This is a genomic window from Treponema rectale (assembly GCF_014202035.1).
Lineage (GTDB): Bacteria > Spirochaetota > Spirochaetia > Treponematales > Treponemataceae > Treponema_D > Treponema_D rectale.
In genome coordinates this window covers 115,296-132,148 of the sequence record NZ_JACHFR010000004.1, presented here as the reverse complement: position 1 = coordinate 132,148, position 16,853 = coordinate 115,296, and the positions used below count along the sequence as shown (strand labels likewise).

Genomic DNA, 16,853 nt, shown 5'->3' with positions numbered 1-16,853 from the left:
ATTATAATAGAATACGAGGTCTTATAATGCAGGAAGCAAATCCAAAAGACAAAATTGAATATACCGTTGCTCTCGTAAGCGACTTTGCCAAAAAATATTCTCTTTCTACCACACAGGCATTCAACTACCTTGACCGCTTTAACGCCATAGATTTTGTAAATCAGCATTATAACATTGCACACACGCTTTCTTTTTCAGAGATTGTCGATGATCTTGCGCTCTATTGCAAAAATCACGGAGGAAATCTCTGATGGTTTTGTATCATGGTTCAACTGTAGAAATAAAAGAAATTGATCTGGCTCTTTCCAAGCCTAATAAAGATTTTGGCCGAGGTTTTTATCTTTCTAATAATTATGAACAGGCTTATGAAATGGCAACTTACAAATCTGGCCTTTTTGGAACAGAGCCTTATGTTACAAAATTTGAGTTCGATGAAAATCTCTTAAAAAACGACAATCTGAAAGTTCTGTCGTTTTCTGAATACTCAAAAGAATGGGCAGATTTTGTCTTCAAAAACCGCAATCAGGAGAATCAGGATTTTTTCCACGACTACGACATCGTAATCGGTCCCATAGCAAATGACAGAGTTGGCGCACAAATCCGCCGCTTTGTTGAAGGTGACATTACTTTTGACACCTTCCTTGAAAGATTGAAATACATGAGGGGCGTTACTTTTCAATATTTTTTCGGCACCCAAAAAGCGGTTCAAACGCTTGTAAACAAAGGACTCTGTCATGAATGATGTTGAGTATCAGATTGAATGTACCACGCGCGACCTAGCCACATATCTTGTAAGGGATTTTTCTTTTACCGTGGAGCAAGCCTTGAGAGCCGTGTACAACTCAGAACTCTACCAGAAGCTCTGTGATCCAAAGACAGGACTTTATTTTCAAAGCCCGCTTTATGTGTACGACTACCTCAAAACTGAAATTAAGACAGGGAATTTGCAGTAAACGCAAACGTAACCCATAGCCGGAGATAAAGACAGAAATCCAAAAATATGCTATTATAAATTAGGAAGGAGGTGCATTATGACTTATGGAAAACCTGTTTCATGGCGAGATTTCCCTGATTCACCAGGTAAAAGAATTCTTGAAGAAATATTGACAACACCTCGCCCTGATTTTACGCAACTTGATAAAGATGTTGCTGCCTACGAAAAGAAAAGAGCAGACGAACGCAAAGCAAGGCTGCAAGAGAAAAATCAAAAATGAATTATTTTCCGATAAAAACAGAAACTTTTTATTATCAGCATCTATTTGATTCCGAGGATAATATTCAGGCAGTCAGTAATTTTTCAGTATCACAAGCGTCAGGTAAGGGGCTGGAAGAATATCTGAAACTTTTGGCTGCCCCAGAAGAAGATGATAACATTGCTAGAACATATCTCGTAAAAGATAATGAAACGCACGAAATTGCTTCATACTTTACATTGAAGTCAGGCTTGTTTACGCTTGAACTGACAGAAAACTCTTTCTACACAATACCTTCCATTGAGTTATCAAACTTTGCGGTAAATTCATTATACCGCAGACAGCATCCTGAAATTTCTGAAATCGGAAAAACAACTTTCAGAGAATTTATTCTTCCCTTAACTCGTTTTATACAGACCTTCTTGGGTGCAAAAGCATTGTATATTTATGCTCTTCCCGAAGATAAACTTATTGGCCACTATGAGGAAATGGGCTTTTCCCGCCTTTCTAAGGAAAAGGAAAAATATGTCCATTCACATGTAAAACCAAAATACGATGCTGGATGCATCTTCATGTATCAAATTTTATAAATAAAGTGCCATTCTTTGACATCACAACTATATTATGATGAGAATTATGAGTAAAGATATGAACAAGAAAGAAAGCATCACCAAAAACGTCGGTTTTTTCTATCACACTTTCAACGCATAAGCAGAGAGCACAATAATGGAATCAATAAAAAGTGAACGCTTACTTAACAGCCTCAGGCGGGGATTTATATCAAGTAAAATTGTTTCTGACAACTACCTTATGCCTTCCCTGCTTGTAAATGACCAGCAGAAAGACAAAAGAATTCTTTCGGCTCTAACAGAAGAACTTTCAACATGCGAGACTTTTGATTTTTCCGTTGCTTTTATAAATGACACGGGGCTTGCTTCAATTCTTGAAAAACTTGAATATCTGGAAAAGCACAATATCAAGGGACGGATTCTTACTACAAATTACTTAAATTTTACTTCTCCGGGTGCACTTTCTAAATTATTAGAGTTTTCAAATATTGAAGTCCGCGTATACACACAAGGTGGGTTTCATCCAAAAGGCTATATCTTCAAGCAAAGTAATTATTATTCTGTAATTATCGGAAGCGCAAATTTAACAGCCAGTGCCTTAAGTCAGAATCAGGAATGGAGCTTAAAATTTCTTTCGCTGACAGACGGACAGATTGTTTTTTCTGTAAGAGAAGAATTTGAACGCATCTGGAATAATGCAACCCTGGTAACTGAAGAATGGATATCTGGCTATAAAAAAATATATATTCAGAATCGTTTTTCAATCAAACCTGTAAAAACAGCTGATAAAGAATTTGAAGCAGAATATCAGTTTCAAAATCCAGAAGAATTAAATGATTCGAAAGATGATGAAGAGATTGTTCCCAATTCCATGCAGGAAGAAGCTATGGTTTCCCTCGCACAATTACGTGAAAAAGGAGAGCGCAGAGCTTTACTGATTGCTGCCACAGGAACTGGTAAAACCTATCTTTCTATATTTGATGTAAAACAAGTTAAGCCAAAACGTGTTTTATATGTGGCTCATCGTGATATGATTCTTAACAAAAGCGAGCAGAGTTTTAAAACTCTTATGGGAAATATCAATACAGGATTTCTAAATGGTAATCAGAAAGATTTAAATGCGGATTATTTGTTTGCATCTGTTTTTACTCTTGCAAAAGATGAAATCTTATTTCAGTTCAAAAAGGACCACTTTGATTATATCATTATTGACGAAGTTCACCATGCAGGTGCTTCAAGTTACAAAAAGATAATTGATTACTTTACACCCAATTTTTTACTCGGACTTACAGCAACTCCAGAACGAACTGATGGATTTGATATATTCTCTCTTTTTAACAACAATATTCCCTATGAAATCCGTTTACAAAAAGCCCTGGAAGAAAATCTCCTCTGCCCTTTTCATTACTACGGATTAAGTGATTTGACTATAAATGGAGAATTAATTGATGATAAAAGTGATTTTTCAAAACTTGTAAGTTCAGAAAGAATACATCACATTGAACACGCAATTAAACGCTATAAATCCAATGACATTCCGGTAAAAGGTCTGATTTTCTGCAGCCGAATTGAAGAAGCTAATGAACTTTCACGTGCACTAAATAACGACGGATTTTTTACAACCTGTTTGACTGGTGCTAATTCTGATTCAGAAAGAGAAAAAACAATTCAACGCTTAGAAAATGATGATGATCCGCTTCAGTATATTATCAGTGTAGATATCTTTAATGAGGGCGTTGATATTCCCTGCGTAAATCAAGTTGTAATGCTCCGCCCTACTCAGTCTGCAATTATTTTTGTCCAGCAGCTTGGACGTGGGTTACGAAAAGACAAATCCAAAAGCTATGTAAGTGTTATAGATTTTATTGGAAATTACGAAAACAACTTTTTTATTCCAATTACACTTTTTGGCGATAATTCTTATAACAAAGACAATTTGCGCAGAGCTCTTTCTGCCGGTTCCAGCTGCATTCCGGGGACTTCTACAATTCAAATAAATGAAATTGCAAAACAAAAAATCTTTGATTCTATAAGTCAGACTTCCTTTAAGCAATTAAAGCTTTTAAAAGAAGAATACAATAAACTAAAACTACGCCTGGCAAAAGTTCCCGCCATGATGGATTTTGTTACTAATGGTTTTATTGACCCGCTTTTATTTATTGATTATTCAGGAAGCTACTTTGAGTTTAAATCAAAACTAAAAGAGAATTCTTTTGAACTGAATGAAAAAGAAAGAAAATCCCTTCAATTTGTTTCCAATGAATTTGCTCATGGAATCAGAGTTCATGAACTGTTAATTTTAAATCGATTGTTAAACAAAAAAGAAATTTCTCTTGAAAATTTTAAGTCCGAACTAGAAAATTATTGTATAAAATTCAACTTAAAAGACATCAAAGGAATGACAAGAAATCTTTCTCTTGATTTTTACCGGGACAGTGACAGAAACAAATATGGTGAAATTTCTTATGTTATTTTTGATGAAGAAAAAGAGCTTTTAAGCAGAACTAAGCAATTTGAATCATTACTTAATAATCAAAACTATAAAACTGAACTTGAAGACTGCATACAGTATGGTCTTACTAAAGCAAAACTGAAGCAGAATGAACATTTTGAAAATCACAACCTTGTTTTATACCGTAAATACTCAAGAAAAGATGTTTTCAAAATCTTAAATTGGGCAAAAGATGAGAATCCTCAAAATGTGGGTGGTTATATGACAAAAAAAACTGATGATGAATTCCATTGCCCGGTTTTTGTCACTTATGAAAAGTCAGATGAAATTTCTGATTCAATAAAGTATAAGGATTTCTTTATTGATAATACCCGCTTCAACTGGATGAGCAAAAGTAAACGCTCTTTAACTTCGCCAGATGTTTCAAGTATACTGAATCAGGCAGACAATCATATTCAAATCATGCTTTTTGTAAAAAAAGATGATAACGAAGGCACAGATTTTTACTACATGGGAAATATGAAAACTGTAAAAGAATCTGCCGAACAAACGCAAATGGAATCAGGAGAATCTGTTGTAAACATTCAGTTTGACATGGAAACTCCTGTTACACAAAATATGTATAATTATCTGGAAGGACTCTCAGCATGAAAACCATAAACGTAGTAGCTGCCGTAATAATCCGCACAGACAGCGACAACACAAAACAAGTTTTTGCCACCCAGCGCGGTTACGGCGAATATAAAGACTGGTGGGAATTTCCAGGCGGAAAAATCGAAGAAGGTGAAAGCCCAGAGACTGCCCTTGCACGAGAAATAAAAGAAGAGCTTGCCACAGAAATCAGCGTGGGCAATTACATCGATACAATCGAATACGACTACCCTGCTTTTCATCTTTCTATGCGCTGCTATGAGTGCAGTGTCATAAGCGGAAAGCTGGAACTTCTGGAGCACGAAAACGCCACATGGCTTGCAGCTGAATCTTTACGCTCCGTAAACTGGCTGCCGGCAGACATTGCGATTTTAGAAAAAGTAGAAAAACTTCTATAAAAACAGGATTCTCCTTGCCCGCTTTTATGATTCACCGTATTTCGCCAGCTCACAACCAGTAACGACTTTTTATCTCATTCCCTGAAGGCGTTCACGCAGAACATAAAGTTTATCCTTAAGCTGCCTTACCTGCTCCAGACTGGACATGATTTTATGTGCCATATATGCATCTACCAGAAAGCCATCAAACATAAAATCTGCAAAAGTCACAAAGCCGTTCATCTGCATTCTGTAATCTGCCGGAATATTAATGTTCCCAAGCTGAGCAGCCAGAGTATGCAAAAGTGAATCAATTTCCCTCATGGAGTCACTTGCCTTTCCAAGTTTATAATGTTTTATAAGGTCAGAAAAAAATCCGCCGCCTAAAACATCAAAAAAACTCCAGTTACGGGCACTCTTAAACTGAGACTCAGCAGTTTCTACCAGTGGAATAAGAGTGTTTACGGTGCCAAGTGCTGCATTAACCTGAGAAACTTCCATTAAATAACCTCCGGTTTTTATTTTCTAATTTCAACAATACAATCTGCATCAGCTGCAAGATGTTCATCCCGAATAATTTCTCCAATTTCATCAGCAATGATTTTTCCGGAAAGAGGATTCTTTACACTGTCTATGCGTCCGTTTATAACAGCATTTACAGTAGAGTTTTCAAAAGAAAGGTCACAATTCTCCATGACACAATTTTCAAGAACAAGATTCTTACAGTAACAGAAAGGCTGAGTTCCGATTATGCGGCAGTTAACGAATTTTAAGTTTTCAGAATACCATGCAAGATACTCACCTTTTATTACAGAATCTCTGATGGTCATGTTCTTTGAATGCCAGAAGGCATCTTTTGTATCAAACTCACAGTCAGAAATTTCAATGTTCTCATCATACTGAAATGAATACTTGCCTTTCATTTTAAGACGCTGAATTTTTGCATTTTTTACTTCAAAAAAAGGATATTCTGAACCTTCGATTTCAACATCTTCTATATTAAGATCCTTTACCTTCCATATAAATTCCGGGGAATTAACCGTACTGTTTTTTAAAGTAATTCCCTCACATTCCCTAAGAGCTTTTATTCCATTTAAGCGGCAGTTTTCTATCAGAATATTTTTGTCATACCATAAGGCAGCCCTGCATTTATCAGTAAGTTCACAACCCGTTATTTTTCCGTCAGTAACATGCCAGAAAGGATATCTTAAATTCATAAAACAGTCAGAAACTTCTATTCTTTTTGATTCTTTAAGGGCAGATTCTCCGTCAGCAGGTCCGTCAAAGCGGCAATTCTTTACCTGTGCGTCTGTAACCCCATAAAGAGCCCTTTCTTCATCATAAGTATTGTTTTCGTAAACCATAAAAACTCCGTATAAAATGCTTTTAACGATATCGTACCTAAAACAATATACTTAATTTTTTTCAAATTGTATACAATTTATTTTATTTTTTTACATTTTCACAAAAAAACCGCAAACCCCCGATTATACTCAGAGATTTACGGTTTTACTTTCAATTACCTTAAATCAGGCAATTCCTTAGTAATTTTCTGCATTGATTTCAAAATAACTCTTTGGATGTGCACATACAGGACAAACTTCCGGAGCTTTTGTTCCTACAACGATGTGTCCGCAGTTACGGCATTCCCATACCTTAACTTCGCTCTTTTCAAATACCTGCTGCATTTCTACATTCTTAAGAAGTGCACGGTAACGCTCTTCATGATGTTTTTCAATTGCAGCTACAGCACGGAATTTTGCAGCAAGAGCTTTAAATCCTTCAGCTTCTGCAGTCTTTGCAAAGTCTTCGTACATGTCAGTCCATTCAAAGTTTTCACCATCAGCAGCAGCCTTAAGGTTTTCTGCAGTTGTTCCGATTCCGTCAAGTTCCTTAAACCACATTTTTGCATGTTCTTTTTCGTTATCTGCAGTCTTAAGGAATAATGCAGCAATCTGTTCAAAACCTTCTTTTTTTGCCTTTGATGCAAAATAAGTATACTTATTGCGAGCCTGGCTTTCTCCTGCAAATGCTGCAAGCAAATTCTTTTCTGTCTGTGTACCTTCGTACTTTCCCATTTTTTTCTCCTTACACAAGTTTTTAATTAAATTGAATATGATTTAATTTTATCAAACCATAATTCAAATTACAACACATTTTACCTTCTATTTTGAAGACCACAAACCATGAAGATTACAATAAGCATATGCTCCATGAACCTGATTTCCGTCAACAACAGAGAATGAAGCTTTCGGAGGTTGTCCAGGAGACAGTTTCTTAATATGAACGCCCTGTTCGCTCTGAAGGGCAATCCATTCAATAAAGTGCTTTTCTTCCATAGGATGTTCAACTGAACCAACCGTAACTTCTACAAGACGGTCCTTTGTCGTAATTACAGGAACATGTTTTTCTACAGCAGCATCTGTAGTTCCTGCATGAAGCTCAACCATTGCTTCTCCGCAGCACATTGTAGGACATGATGACTCAACAAGAAGAGCCATAACTTTTCCGCACTTAGTGCACTTAAAGAATTTCATCTCCATAATTCATTCTCCTTACAAAATCTTACACAATTCAACCGATTATAACATACTAAAATCAGTTCGCCATAGCTATTTTTTTTCGGAAATATCCTTTATGACTTCACCGGCAATAATCAGACCGCACACAGACGGAACAAATGCATTGCTTCCCGGAGCTATTCCATTTCCCTTCATTTCTGCATCAGGACCAGGCTGAATTTTTAAAGCCGGCTCTGTAGAAAAAACACATTTTACCTGCTTTATTCCGCGTTTCTTTAATTCTCCCCTTACGGCACGGGCTAAAGGACACACAGAAGTTTTATAAATATCTGCAACTTTAAATTGAAGAGGATCAATTTTGTTTCCTGCACCCATAGAACTTATTACAGGAACACCGGCTTCCTTTGCTTTAAGAATCAGTTCCACCTTACCTTTAACAGTATCAATGCAGTCAACTACATAATCATAAGACGTAAAATCAAACTCTCCTGAAGTTTCCGGAGTAAAAAAAGTTCTGAAAGTCTTTACATTGCACTCAGGATTTATATCTTTTATCCGTTCAGCTGCAACATCAACCTTATACTTTCCCAAAGTTGAATGAAGGGCATAAAGCTGACGGTTCAGATTTGTAAGAGAAAACTCATCATTATCTACAAGATCAATAGACCCGATACCGGAGCGGACCAAAGCTTCAACGGCATAGCTTCCGACTCCCCCTACCCCAAAAACAATGACATGACTTTCAGAAAGTTTTTTCATACTTTCATCACCAAAAATGAGTCTTGTCCTCGAAAACTGATCCGGCATTCTATTCAATATCCTTTACAAACAGGAAGCAGACCTGATTATCCTGAGAATATTCTTTTGCAGGAACAATCTCCATCATGGCACGTTTATAGCTTCCGTTAATTTTTCTTCTATAATAGTGGCAGTATATAGTATTTTTACTTTTGAAATATGATTTTAAATAATCAGGCTTTGTCCGTGCAAGATATTCTTCCGCATCATCAGGATGAACGTCACCAACTTCTACACAACGATCAAACTTCCTAAAAAATCCTTCATGACTTCCAGATATCTCAGAATCTTCAGAAGTTTTACTTATTACAGAGTAAGTATCATCCGTCATATTGATTTTATATATACTTATGTATGAATCCCGCAAAACATCAAAAGCATCCTGTAAGCCGCGCCTGTCAGTGCCGCTTTTTGAATAATAATCAGCTTTTGCCTTATACATTCTTTCATCAGCAACCTGAAGAAGCTGATTGAACATAAACTCCGGATATTCCGACTGGCGGACATAACCGCAGGAAACTGTAACTTTTATTCCCTTCTCAATTTTCTTTTCAAAAAGCCTTTCTTCAAAATCTTTTTTTATATCATCAAAAAAATCATTCGGTGAAAAAATAACTGCACAGAATTCATCTCCGCCAATTCTATATAAATGTCCGTACGAACCAAAACTGTCTTTCATGCAGTCAGCAGCAGCTTTAATATATTTATCTCCATCTTCATGCCCATAAGTATCATTTACCTGCTTAAGACCGTTAAGGTCCATCATTATAACGGCAAGGCCCATCTTATTACGCAGATACTCATTATATTCCTCAGCATCTTCCACAAAGGCATGCCGGTTTAAAAATCTGGTAAGTTCGTCCGTATTAGACTGAAGAATAAGGGCACGTTCCTTTTCTTTTTCTTCCTGAATTTTCTGTGTGGTAAAAAGAACTTTTACAGGTTCGCCTGCTGCATTTTTTTCTACAAGAATAAATGCAGCTCTAAGCCAGCCGCTATGCTTTGAAACCATATCATGAGATATATAGTTCTTACCCCTCATTCGCCTTGGAAGAGTTTTTAGGTCTGTAAATTCAAGAACGCCCGGAAGCGAATCTTCTGCTATGGTATGACACATAACCTCTTTCATCTGAACAGAAGCATTGTCATTATATTTTACAAACCTGCGGATATATTCATTGGAACTGTACTCAATTACAAAATCATCTTCAAGATCAACCAGATGCATTGAATTATAAACAGCCGAAATTGAACCAAGAATAGAAAAATCCTTAGCCTGTTCATCATGAATACGGGCAATTTCACCTTTATCCACTACTTCAAGCTCAATATTAACCATGGAAGCAAAAAAGTGTTCAGGCTTACCTTCTGCAGAAAAGGTTGTAGTTCCTGCAATACGGAACCAGCGTACGGAACCATTTTTCATAAATGCACGGAATTTAAAATCAACAACGGAATTTCTTTTCTTAAAACTGGATTTTAATTCACGAATAAACGGAAGACGGTCTTCTATATATATGCAATGCAAAAAAGTCCTTACTTCATTACTGAACTCTTCTTCATTGGAATAACCGAGAAGTTTTCTGAATGCAGCACTCCAGAGACAGCGGGCAACTTTTCCGTCTGAAGTTAAATCGATACTGAAAATTCCGCCGCCAAGAGTTTCATATATAACCCTGAATACAGAAGCTTCTATATTATCAACCCTTCGCTTAACAGGACGGAACGCAAGAACGAAACTATTCTCATCATAAAGCTGAGCAGTTGCTTCCAGATCTTCTATTTTATTCCGCAGATTAATACTCTGAAAACGATAAGAAAATCCTGCTCCGGATAAAAGATTCTTTTTTATATTTTGAAGAGCCATATTATCCATGAAGTCATCACGATCTACTGCAGCAATAAATTTTTTAGAATATAAAAGTCCCCGTTCCCTATAATCACGACTTTGATCATAATCAGGAAAGACAAAAGAAGCTACATCATCATTCAAAGCAATTGGGACTATGCTGTCATCTGAGAAACTTACAAGATATGCGGATCTGAAAGTTTTAAACAGAACCTTCAGGTGTTCATCCATACCTGTTGAATTCTTCAATATTCTAAATTCCTTACAATTAAAGGATATCATGTTTTTTTTTCAAAAACAAAGATTTTTCTAATAAATTTTTCATTTTAATAGAAAATTTTACATTTCTAATGAGTAACACTTTTGATAACAGTATAATTTTAACAGGTAACAGTTTTGATAACGCTAACAGGCCGCTTCTTTCTGTTATCAAAACTGTTACCTCACAATACCGGCACCTCCCCTACCCTGCTTCTGTATTACAAATGCTGCAACCCCAGGGCGGAAACAAAGAATTTTCAATCTTTATCACACAGGTAACAGTTTTGATAACTCACTGCCAGACGAACCATATGATATCAAAACTGTTACCTGCAATTTTCAGTCTATGAATCATTAAATGATTAAAGGATTTAATTGTTGTTTAACTGTTTAATTAAATATAAACTAAACATAATAAAATATTAAAGAATTCTTTAAGAATTATTTAATACATAAAAAGACCAGGGGTTAACAAAAAAAAGACACAATGTTTATCACCGCCTGTCCCTGCCCCATCCTTAAAAATTTGAAAAATTCAAAAATCCTCTCAGACGCACGAGAACGGGTTTTGAGAGCACCTCTTTTTTAATCGATAACTATCTCAAACTTTTAAAAATAACCGCTCTAAATCAATCCTCGAAGGTGCAATTTCTGAACGTTTTAACGATTTAATCATTTAACATTTAGTTAACACATATTAAACGCAAATTATACTATTTAATCGTTAAATGATTAAACGATTAACAATACAGTAAATATATATTTAACACAAATTAAACCGTTTAATTACGATTTAAAATGTAACTTGACATTTAAGGATTAACCGGTTTAATATTTATAAGGGTCTTGGGAGGGACAAGATGAAATCTTATGCATTCGCACTTCAGAAGGGCGGTACCGGAAAAACCAGTATCAGCGTTTCTGTTGCAGTAAACCTGGCAAACAGAGGTAAGAGGGTAGTGTACATTGACTGCGACCCTCAGGGCAATTCAAGCTCATGGCTTCTTAACGACTTTGATCATGAACTTGCAGACATTCTCTACGGAAAGATACCAGTTCTTGAATGTGTCTATCAGTCTGATGTAGAAAACCTTTTTGTAATTCCAACATTCGGAGTAGGCGGTTCTCTTAAGCAGTTTGCTAAAAATGAACACTATCCGTTTATTTTTCAGAAGAAAATACTTCCTGAACTTGAACAGCATTTTGACTACTGCATCTTTGATACTTCACCGGCCTTTGATGAATTTGAGAAATCCATATTCATAGGCTGCAATGAAGTAGTTCCTGTCCTGAAGCTGGACGAATTTTCAAAAGACGGATGGCAGATTTTTACACAGAATCTTGCCCCGGTAGAAGCCCAGTATGGCGTAAAACCGGTATTCAAAAAAATAGTTTTAAATCAGCAGGATAAGCGCCTTAAGACTCAGAGTGCCTATCTTGATGCCTTCAACGCCATCAATTCATCAAATGTCTTTGAATTTATCATAATTCCCACAGATCCGGCCTTCTCAAAAAGCCAGAGTATTCACACGACAATTTACGACAAAATTGTTTCAACAAAACCAGAAACCCTGACAGCAATATCAGATCTTGTAGAGAGGTTACTTTAATGGCTGTACACGCAAAAAATCCGACCTTTGCTGAAATGATGCAGCAGAAAGTCAATACAGAAGTAAAAGAATCCATGCAGGTTCTTATGCCTGCTGTAAATGATATCAAAACTGTTACCCCTCAGATTCCCGCAGAACCTGAAAAGCCTGTAAAAATGGCAGAAGAGCCTAAACAGGAAGCAAAAGCCGATACTGCGACAAAAAAACGCAAGGACGTGCTTATAGGTATTCACGTAACAGATGACGAACGCAATGAACTCAGAAAAATGTTCTGTTCAAACGGATTTTCACTGGCTACGGCATACAGGGCTGCCATGACTTATTTACGGCAGGATATAGAACTCGGCAAAGCGTACATCACTTCAAACGGTGAACTTATCCGCAAAGGCTGATTCAAGGGGATTTAATGAAAACTGAGATATCAGCTGAAACAGAAAAAGAAAACACGGCTGACACAGAAGTTATTACCATCGAACAGACATTTGATGCCATGTTTGCCCTGGAAGCAACCAGAGAAAAAACAAAAGTTCTCGGATACATACCAAGTTTCTTTACGACGGCATCACTTCCGTTCAGAAATGTAAACAAGCAGGTATTTGTCAGAAAAGGCAGCAACGGTATTACGCTTACCCTTACATCTCCAAAAAACGTTCCTTTTGGAAAATACGGCAGACTCCTTTTAAGCGTACTTACAACTCATGCAGTTTTAAGCAGGGCTAAAAATGAAGCAGTTTTTATAGAATATTCAACTCTTGCAGAACTTCTTAAAGAAATGCAGCTTCCAAAACAGAGGGGCAAGGATATCAGGGAACAGCTGGAATGTTTCAGTAACGCAGCCTTTGCTTTTGAACAGAAGGTAACAGAATCGAAAGCAGGTTATCTGTTTGCTGACATGTACGAAAACGGCAATTATCCTAAAAAAGATGTCATTGTAACAACCCGTTCAACAGGAAACATCCGCTTTACAGAAGGGGTACAGTATCAGGAAATCGATGACGGTCAGGACGTAAAATTCGGAAGGTTTAAGATTATTCTTTCTGCAGAATTTGCCGGTTTTTGTCAGAGACATGCCGTTCCTATTGATTATACGGTATATAAAGAAATTTCCAGTGCTTCAGGCAAGGATTTATATGCATGGCTGGTTTACAGGAATAATGGAATTGAACAGAATAAACCTGTTTTTATTCCGCGTAAAAATCTGGTTGAGCAGTTTATGCCTGTAGAAGAAAATGCAAATCGAAGTCAGGAAAGTGTTAATTACAGTCGTCTTATTGATGAATTAAAATTAATTAAGGAAAAATATTATCCGGAAGTTAAATTTGACATAAAATCAGACGGTACAGGAGTTATGCTTTATAAAAGTCCTACACCTGTATTAAAAGATGATACAAGATATGCATTGATAACTGCAAATATATAGAAGAAAGGTAACAGAATTGATAACAAAAAGGGAGGTTTTCCACATATTTTTGCTGTTTATTATTAGTTCTTAAATTTATTAGTTAATTATTAGATATAATAGTAAAGTTTTCAAAAGTGTGACTGTTTAAAATCAAAACTGTTACCAGAAAAAATCAGCTTTCTGTTAAATCTATATAATATAAGGAATTAATAAAAAAGCGGAATTATATCAAAACTGTTACTAAAAAAGGCGGAATTCCACAGGAAAGTGTGGATAATGCTATCAAGACTGTTACCCTGGGGAATGTTATCAAAGTTGTTACCTATGGTGTATCAGGGATAAAAGGGCCTTTATTTACGCTATATGTGTTATTAAGAGTGCTATCAAAACTGTTACCTAATTCATGCGGGGGGATTTTTTATGAAAAGGGTAGTTCTTGTTACGGGTGCATCAGGAGGAATAGGTTTAGAAGCCTGCCTTCGGTTTATTGAAAAAGGATATGAAGTATATGGTGCTGCCCGTCATCTGGATAAGATGGAGGAACTCGTAAAAAAAGGCGGTCATGCAGTTTATCTGGATCTGACTGACGAAAAATCTGTTGATGAATGTGTAAATAAAGTAATAAAAGAGCAGGGTAGGGTAGATGTTCTTGTAAACAATGCCGGTTATGCTGCCGGAGGTTCTCTGGAAGAAGTTCCTCTGGAAGATGCCAGAAGGCAGTTTGAAGTTAATGTTTTTGCCCTGATTCTTATGATAAAGAAAATTCTTCCTGTAATGAGGACTCAGAAAAGCGGAAGGATAATAAATATTTCTTCTGTTGCCGGAAGGTTTTCTTCGCCGTTTTTAGGCTGGTATCACGCGGCAAAATATTCTGTAGAGGCTCTCAGTGATTCCCTGAGGTTAGAAACAGCAGATTTCGGAATAAAGGTCATTCTGGTTGAACCGGGGCTTATACGGACTTCCTGGGGGAATATAGCAGCTGATTCTATTCGTCAGGTTTCTGGAAGCGGAGTTTATTCAGCTCAGGCAGAAAAAATAGCTTCGTTTTATGAAGTTAATTATCGCGGTAAGGGTAAGATTTCTGCTCCGTCTGCAGTTGCCAGATGTATTGTGAAGGCTGCATGTAAAAAACATCCGGCTTTAAGGTACTCTCCTGGAAGGGGTGCAAAGGCTCTTATTTTTATTACGAGATTTCTTCCTGCAAAACTGTATGACTTTTTCTGCAGAAAGTTTTTTGGAATTTAGAAGATGAATAAAAATATAGAAAGAGTAAATCCGCTGGCCTCAGAAGGTATCGGAAGCCTTATATTCAGGTTTTCCGTTCCTTCGATAATTGCCATGCTGGTTTCCGGACTTTACAATATCGTAGATCAGATATTTATCGGACATTATGTTGGTGAACTGGGAAATGCCGCTACAAACATTGCGTTTCCTATGATGACCATGTGCATGGCTTTTTCCCTTCTGTACGGAATAGGCGGAGCCGCTGCCTTTAACCTTTCAATGGGGGCCGGGAATAAAGAAGCTGCCGTAAAAGCTGCGGGAAATTCTGTTTCCTGGGGTGTGCTTACCGGTATTGTCCTTGCCGTACTGTCATCGGTTTTTCTTAAGCCTCTCCTTGTGTTTTTTGGTTCAACCAGGGGAATCCTTCCTTTTGCAGTTGATTATACGCGTATTGTTGTACTTGGATTTCCATTCCTGATACTTTCTGTCTGCGGCGGTCACTTGATTCGCGGAGACGGAAAACCTGGCGTTGCAATGATCTGTAACCTTACAGGAGCAGTTGCGAATACTGTACTGGATGCCCTTTTTGTCATAGGTTTCGGCTGGGGAATGAAAGGGGCTGCAGCTGCTACTGTTATAGGTCAGTTTCTGGGAGCAGCAATAGTTGTTTATCATCTTGCTCATTTCAGGACGGTAAAGCTTACCATTGCAGACTTTATGCCTCGTATCGGACCTGTTCTCCGTATTGCAAATCTGGGAATGAGTCAGGGTTTTAATCAGGTAGCCATGATGATAGTTCAGATTGTGTCAAATAATTCCTTCAGGCATTATGGTGCCCTGTCTGTTTACGGAAATGAAATACCGATTGCCGTTGTAGGAATCGCTACAAAGATAGCAATGCTTTATTTTTCCGTATGTATCGGCCTTACTCATGCAATGCAGCCGGTGGTTTCTTTTAATTATGGGGCAGGGGATTTTAACAGGGTAAGAAAGGCATTCAGCGTAACCAGAAATGCAGGTTCTGCCGTAAGTATAGTGACTTTTATTCTTCTGCAGCTGTTCCCAGAGCAGATAATATCTGTTTTTGGCAAAGGTTCTCCGGTTTATGTGGATTTTGCCGTACGTTATATAAGGATATTTCTGTTCTGTACGTTCATAAATAACGTTCAGCCTTTAACCAGTACGTTTTTCAGTGCAATCGGTAAACCTAAAAAGGGACTCTTTCTTTCTCTTACAAGGCAGATACTGTTCCTTTTGCCGCTGCTTATAATTCTTCCTCTTTTTATGGGAATAAACGGACTTCTTTATGCCGGCCTGATTGCTGACTTTATGGCGTTCGCTGTCTCCGTTCTGATGATTTTTCTTGAGTTTACAGACAGAAAATGGCAGAAGGCAGAAACTGTTCTTTAGGCGTTTGCTATTTCATTGTACAGGGCTTCATACAGTGTAGCCTTGTCGATGTTTCCGCTTCTTATTGTAGAAAGCATTCTTTGAGAAAGGTGAAGGAGTACTCTGTATCCGAACAGCGGTTCTTCTTCACAGATGGCTGTAAAGGCTTTTTTTGACAGCGTAATTGTCCTGCAGGCGGTTGTTGCTGCTATGGTTGCAGTGCGTACGTCATCGCTGATAAGTGCAGATTCTCCGAAGAATACGTTCATTGAGGAATTGAGGTTTGCAAGTGCTATCTGGTCTCCTTCAAAAGTACTTTGAAGAACCTGAACGGAGCCTGAATAAAGTATGTAGAAAAGGTCTCCTTTAGAGCCTTCCTTTATTATGATGTCTCCTGCACCGAATTCCTTCAGCCGGAGATTTTCGTATACGAGCTGCATTATTTTTCTGTCCCGCTCGCTGTTTTTATTAAAATCAGAGAAAAGTTCAATATTTAAGAGTTTAGGAAGCACTTCTTCAAAACTTGCAAGTTTCTGCATGATAATCACTCCGTTTT

The 16,853-nt window shown here is 37.2% G+C and carries 19 protein-coding genes; 12 read left to right on the top strand and 7 right to left on the bottom strand.

Annotated elements, in window-relative coordinates; translation table 11 throughout:
* Window positions 1–26: 26 nt before the first annotated feature.
* The 7 genes from HNP77_RS11430 to HNP77_RS11400 all read left to right on the top strand — a co-directional run bounded on the left by HNP77_RS11430 (window position 27) and on the right by HNP77_RS11400 (window position 5,263).
* Window positions 27–251 carry a DUF3791 domain-containing protein gene (locus HNP77_RS11430; protein WP_184653485.1) on the top strand — a complete coding sequence of 75 codons (225 nt, stop codon included), beginning with the start codon at window positions 27–29 and terminating at the stop codon, window positions 249–251.
* The gene (locus HNP77_RS11425; protein WP_184653482.1) at window positions 251–742 is read left to right on the top strand and encodes a DUF3990 domain-containing protein; all 492 of its coding nucleotides are present in this window, start codon (window positions 251–253) and stop codon (window positions 740–742) included. Before HNP77_RS11430 ends, HNP77_RS11425 begins: the two co-directional genes overlap by 1 nt.
* Window positions 735–953, top strand: coding sequence for a hypothetical protein (locus HNP77_RS11420; RefSeq protein ID WP_184653480.1), 219 nt, complete (start codon window positions 735–737; stop codon window positions 951–953). The genes HNP77_RS11425 and HNP77_RS11420 overlap by 8 nt, the downstream gene beginning before the upstream one ends.
* A gap of 78 nt (window positions 954–1,031) precedes the next feature.
* Entirely contained in the window at window positions 1,032–1,214 is a 183-nt protein-coding gene (locus HNP77_RS11415; RefSeq protein WP_184653478.1) for a hypothetical protein, read from the top strand.
* On the top strand, window positions 1,211–1,783 hold the full coding sequence (locus tag HNP77_RS11410) for a hypothetical protein (protein ID WP_221266586.1): 573 nt from the start codon (window positions 1,211–1,213) through the stop codon (window positions 1,781–1,783). The genes HNP77_RS11415 and HNP77_RS11410 overlap by 4 nt, the downstream gene beginning before the upstream one ends.
* A 136-nt stretch (window positions 1,784–1,919) precedes the next feature.
* Entirely contained in the window at window positions 1,920–4,865 is a 2,946-nt protein-coding gene (locus tag HNP77_RS11405) for a DEAD/DEAH box helicase (RefSeq protein WP_184653476.1), read from the top strand.
* Window positions 4,862–5,263, top strand: coding sequence for a (deoxy)nucleoside triphosphate pyrophosphohydrolase (locus HNP77_RS11400; RefSeq protein ID WP_184653474.1), 402 nt, complete (start codon window positions 4,862–4,864; stop codon window positions 5,261–5,263). The genes HNP77_RS11405 and HNP77_RS11400 overlap by 4 nt, the downstream gene beginning before the upstream one ends.
* A gap of 69 nt (window positions 5,264–5,332) precedes the next feature.
* Here the strand turns inward: HNP77_RS11400 and HNP77_RS11395 are convergent, their stop codons facing one another.
* From HNP77_RS11395 to HNP77_RS11370, 6 genes are all read right to left on the bottom strand, one after another.
* Entirely contained in the window at window positions 5,333–5,743 is a 411-nt protein-coding gene (locus tag HNP77_RS11395; protein ID WP_184653473.1) for a hypothetical protein, read from the bottom strand.
* Window positions 5,744–5,760: 17 nt separating this feature from the next.
* Entirely contained in the window at window positions 5,761–6,606 is an 846-nt protein-coding gene (locus HNP77_RS11390; RefSeq protein ID WP_184653471.1) for a DUF3737 family protein, read from the bottom strand.
* A 177-nt stretch (window positions 6,607–6,783) separates the two neighbouring features.
* Window positions 6,784–7,320, bottom strand: a complete 537-nt coding sequence (gene rbr / locus HNP77_RS11385; RefSeq protein WP_184653469.1) for a rubrerythrin — start codon at window positions 7,318–7,320, stop codon at window positions 6,784–6,786.
* 87 nt (window positions 7,321–7,407) lie between these two features.
* A complete protein-coding gene (locus HNP77_RS11380; RefSeq protein ID WP_184653466.1) occupies window positions 7,408–7,785 on the bottom strand; it encodes a desulfoferrodoxin family protein in 378 nt (125 codons plus the stop codon).
* Window positions 7,786–7,854: 69 nt separating this feature from the next.
* On the bottom strand, window positions 7,855–8,571 hold the full coding sequence (locus HNP77_RS11375; protein ID WP_184653464.1) for a tRNA threonylcarbamoyladenosine dehydratase: 717 nt from the start codon (window positions 8,569–8,571) through the stop codon (window positions 7,855–7,857).
* A 1-nt stretch (window position 8,572) separates the two neighbouring features.
* Window positions 8,573–10,660 (bottom strand): sensor domain-containing diguanylate cyclase, encoded by a 2,088-nt coding sequence (locus HNP77_RS11370; RefSeq protein WP_184653462.1) that lies wholly within the window; start codon window positions 10,658–10,660, stop codon window positions 8,573–8,575.
* A gap of 872 nt (window positions 10,661–11,532) precedes the next feature.
* Between HNP77_RS11370 and HNP77_RS11365 the strand changes: the two genes are divergently transcribed.
* From HNP77_RS11365 to HNP77_RS11345, 5 genes are all read left to right on the top strand, one after another.
* On the top strand, window positions 11,533–12,282 hold the full coding sequence (locus HNP77_RS11365; protein WP_184653460.1) for a ParA family protein: 750 nt from the start codon (window positions 11,533–11,535) through the stop codon (window positions 12,280–12,282).
* Window positions 12,282–12,674 carry a hypothetical protein gene (locus tag HNP77_RS11360; RefSeq protein ID WP_184653458.1) on the top strand — a complete coding sequence of 131 codons (393 nt, stop codon included), beginning with the start codon at window positions 12,282–12,284 and terminating at the stop codon, window positions 12,672–12,674. Before HNP77_RS11365 ends, HNP77_RS11360 begins: the two co-directional genes overlap by 1 nt.
* Window positions 12,675–12,688: 14 nt before the next feature.
* Window positions 12,689–13,702, top strand: coding sequence for a replication protein RepA (locus HNP77_RS11355; protein ID WP_246428935.1), 1,014 nt, complete (start codon window positions 12,689–12,691; stop codon window positions 13,700–13,702).
* Window positions 13,703–14,104: 402 nt separating this feature from the next.
* The gene (locus tag HNP77_RS11350; protein WP_184653456.1) at window positions 14,105–14,929 is read left to right on the top strand and encodes an oxidoreductase; all 825 of its coding nucleotides are present in this window, start codon (window positions 14,105–14,107) and stop codon (window positions 14,927–14,929) included.
* Between the two features lie 3 nt (window positions 14,930–14,932).
* Entirely contained in the window at window positions 14,933–16,318 is a 1,386-nt protein-coding gene (locus HNP77_RS11345) for an MATE family efflux transporter (RefSeq protein WP_184653454.1), read from the top strand.
* Here HNP77_RS11345 and HNP77_RS11340 read toward each other — a convergent pair.
* On the bottom strand, window positions 16,315–16,836 hold the full coding sequence (locus tag HNP77_RS11340) for a cyclic nucleotide-binding domain-containing protein (protein ID WP_184653452.1): 522 nt from the start codon (window positions 16,834–16,836) through the stop codon (window positions 16,315–16,317). The genes HNP77_RS11345 and HNP77_RS11340 overlap by 4 nt on opposite strands.
* Window positions 16,837–16,853: the final 17 nt, after the last annotated feature.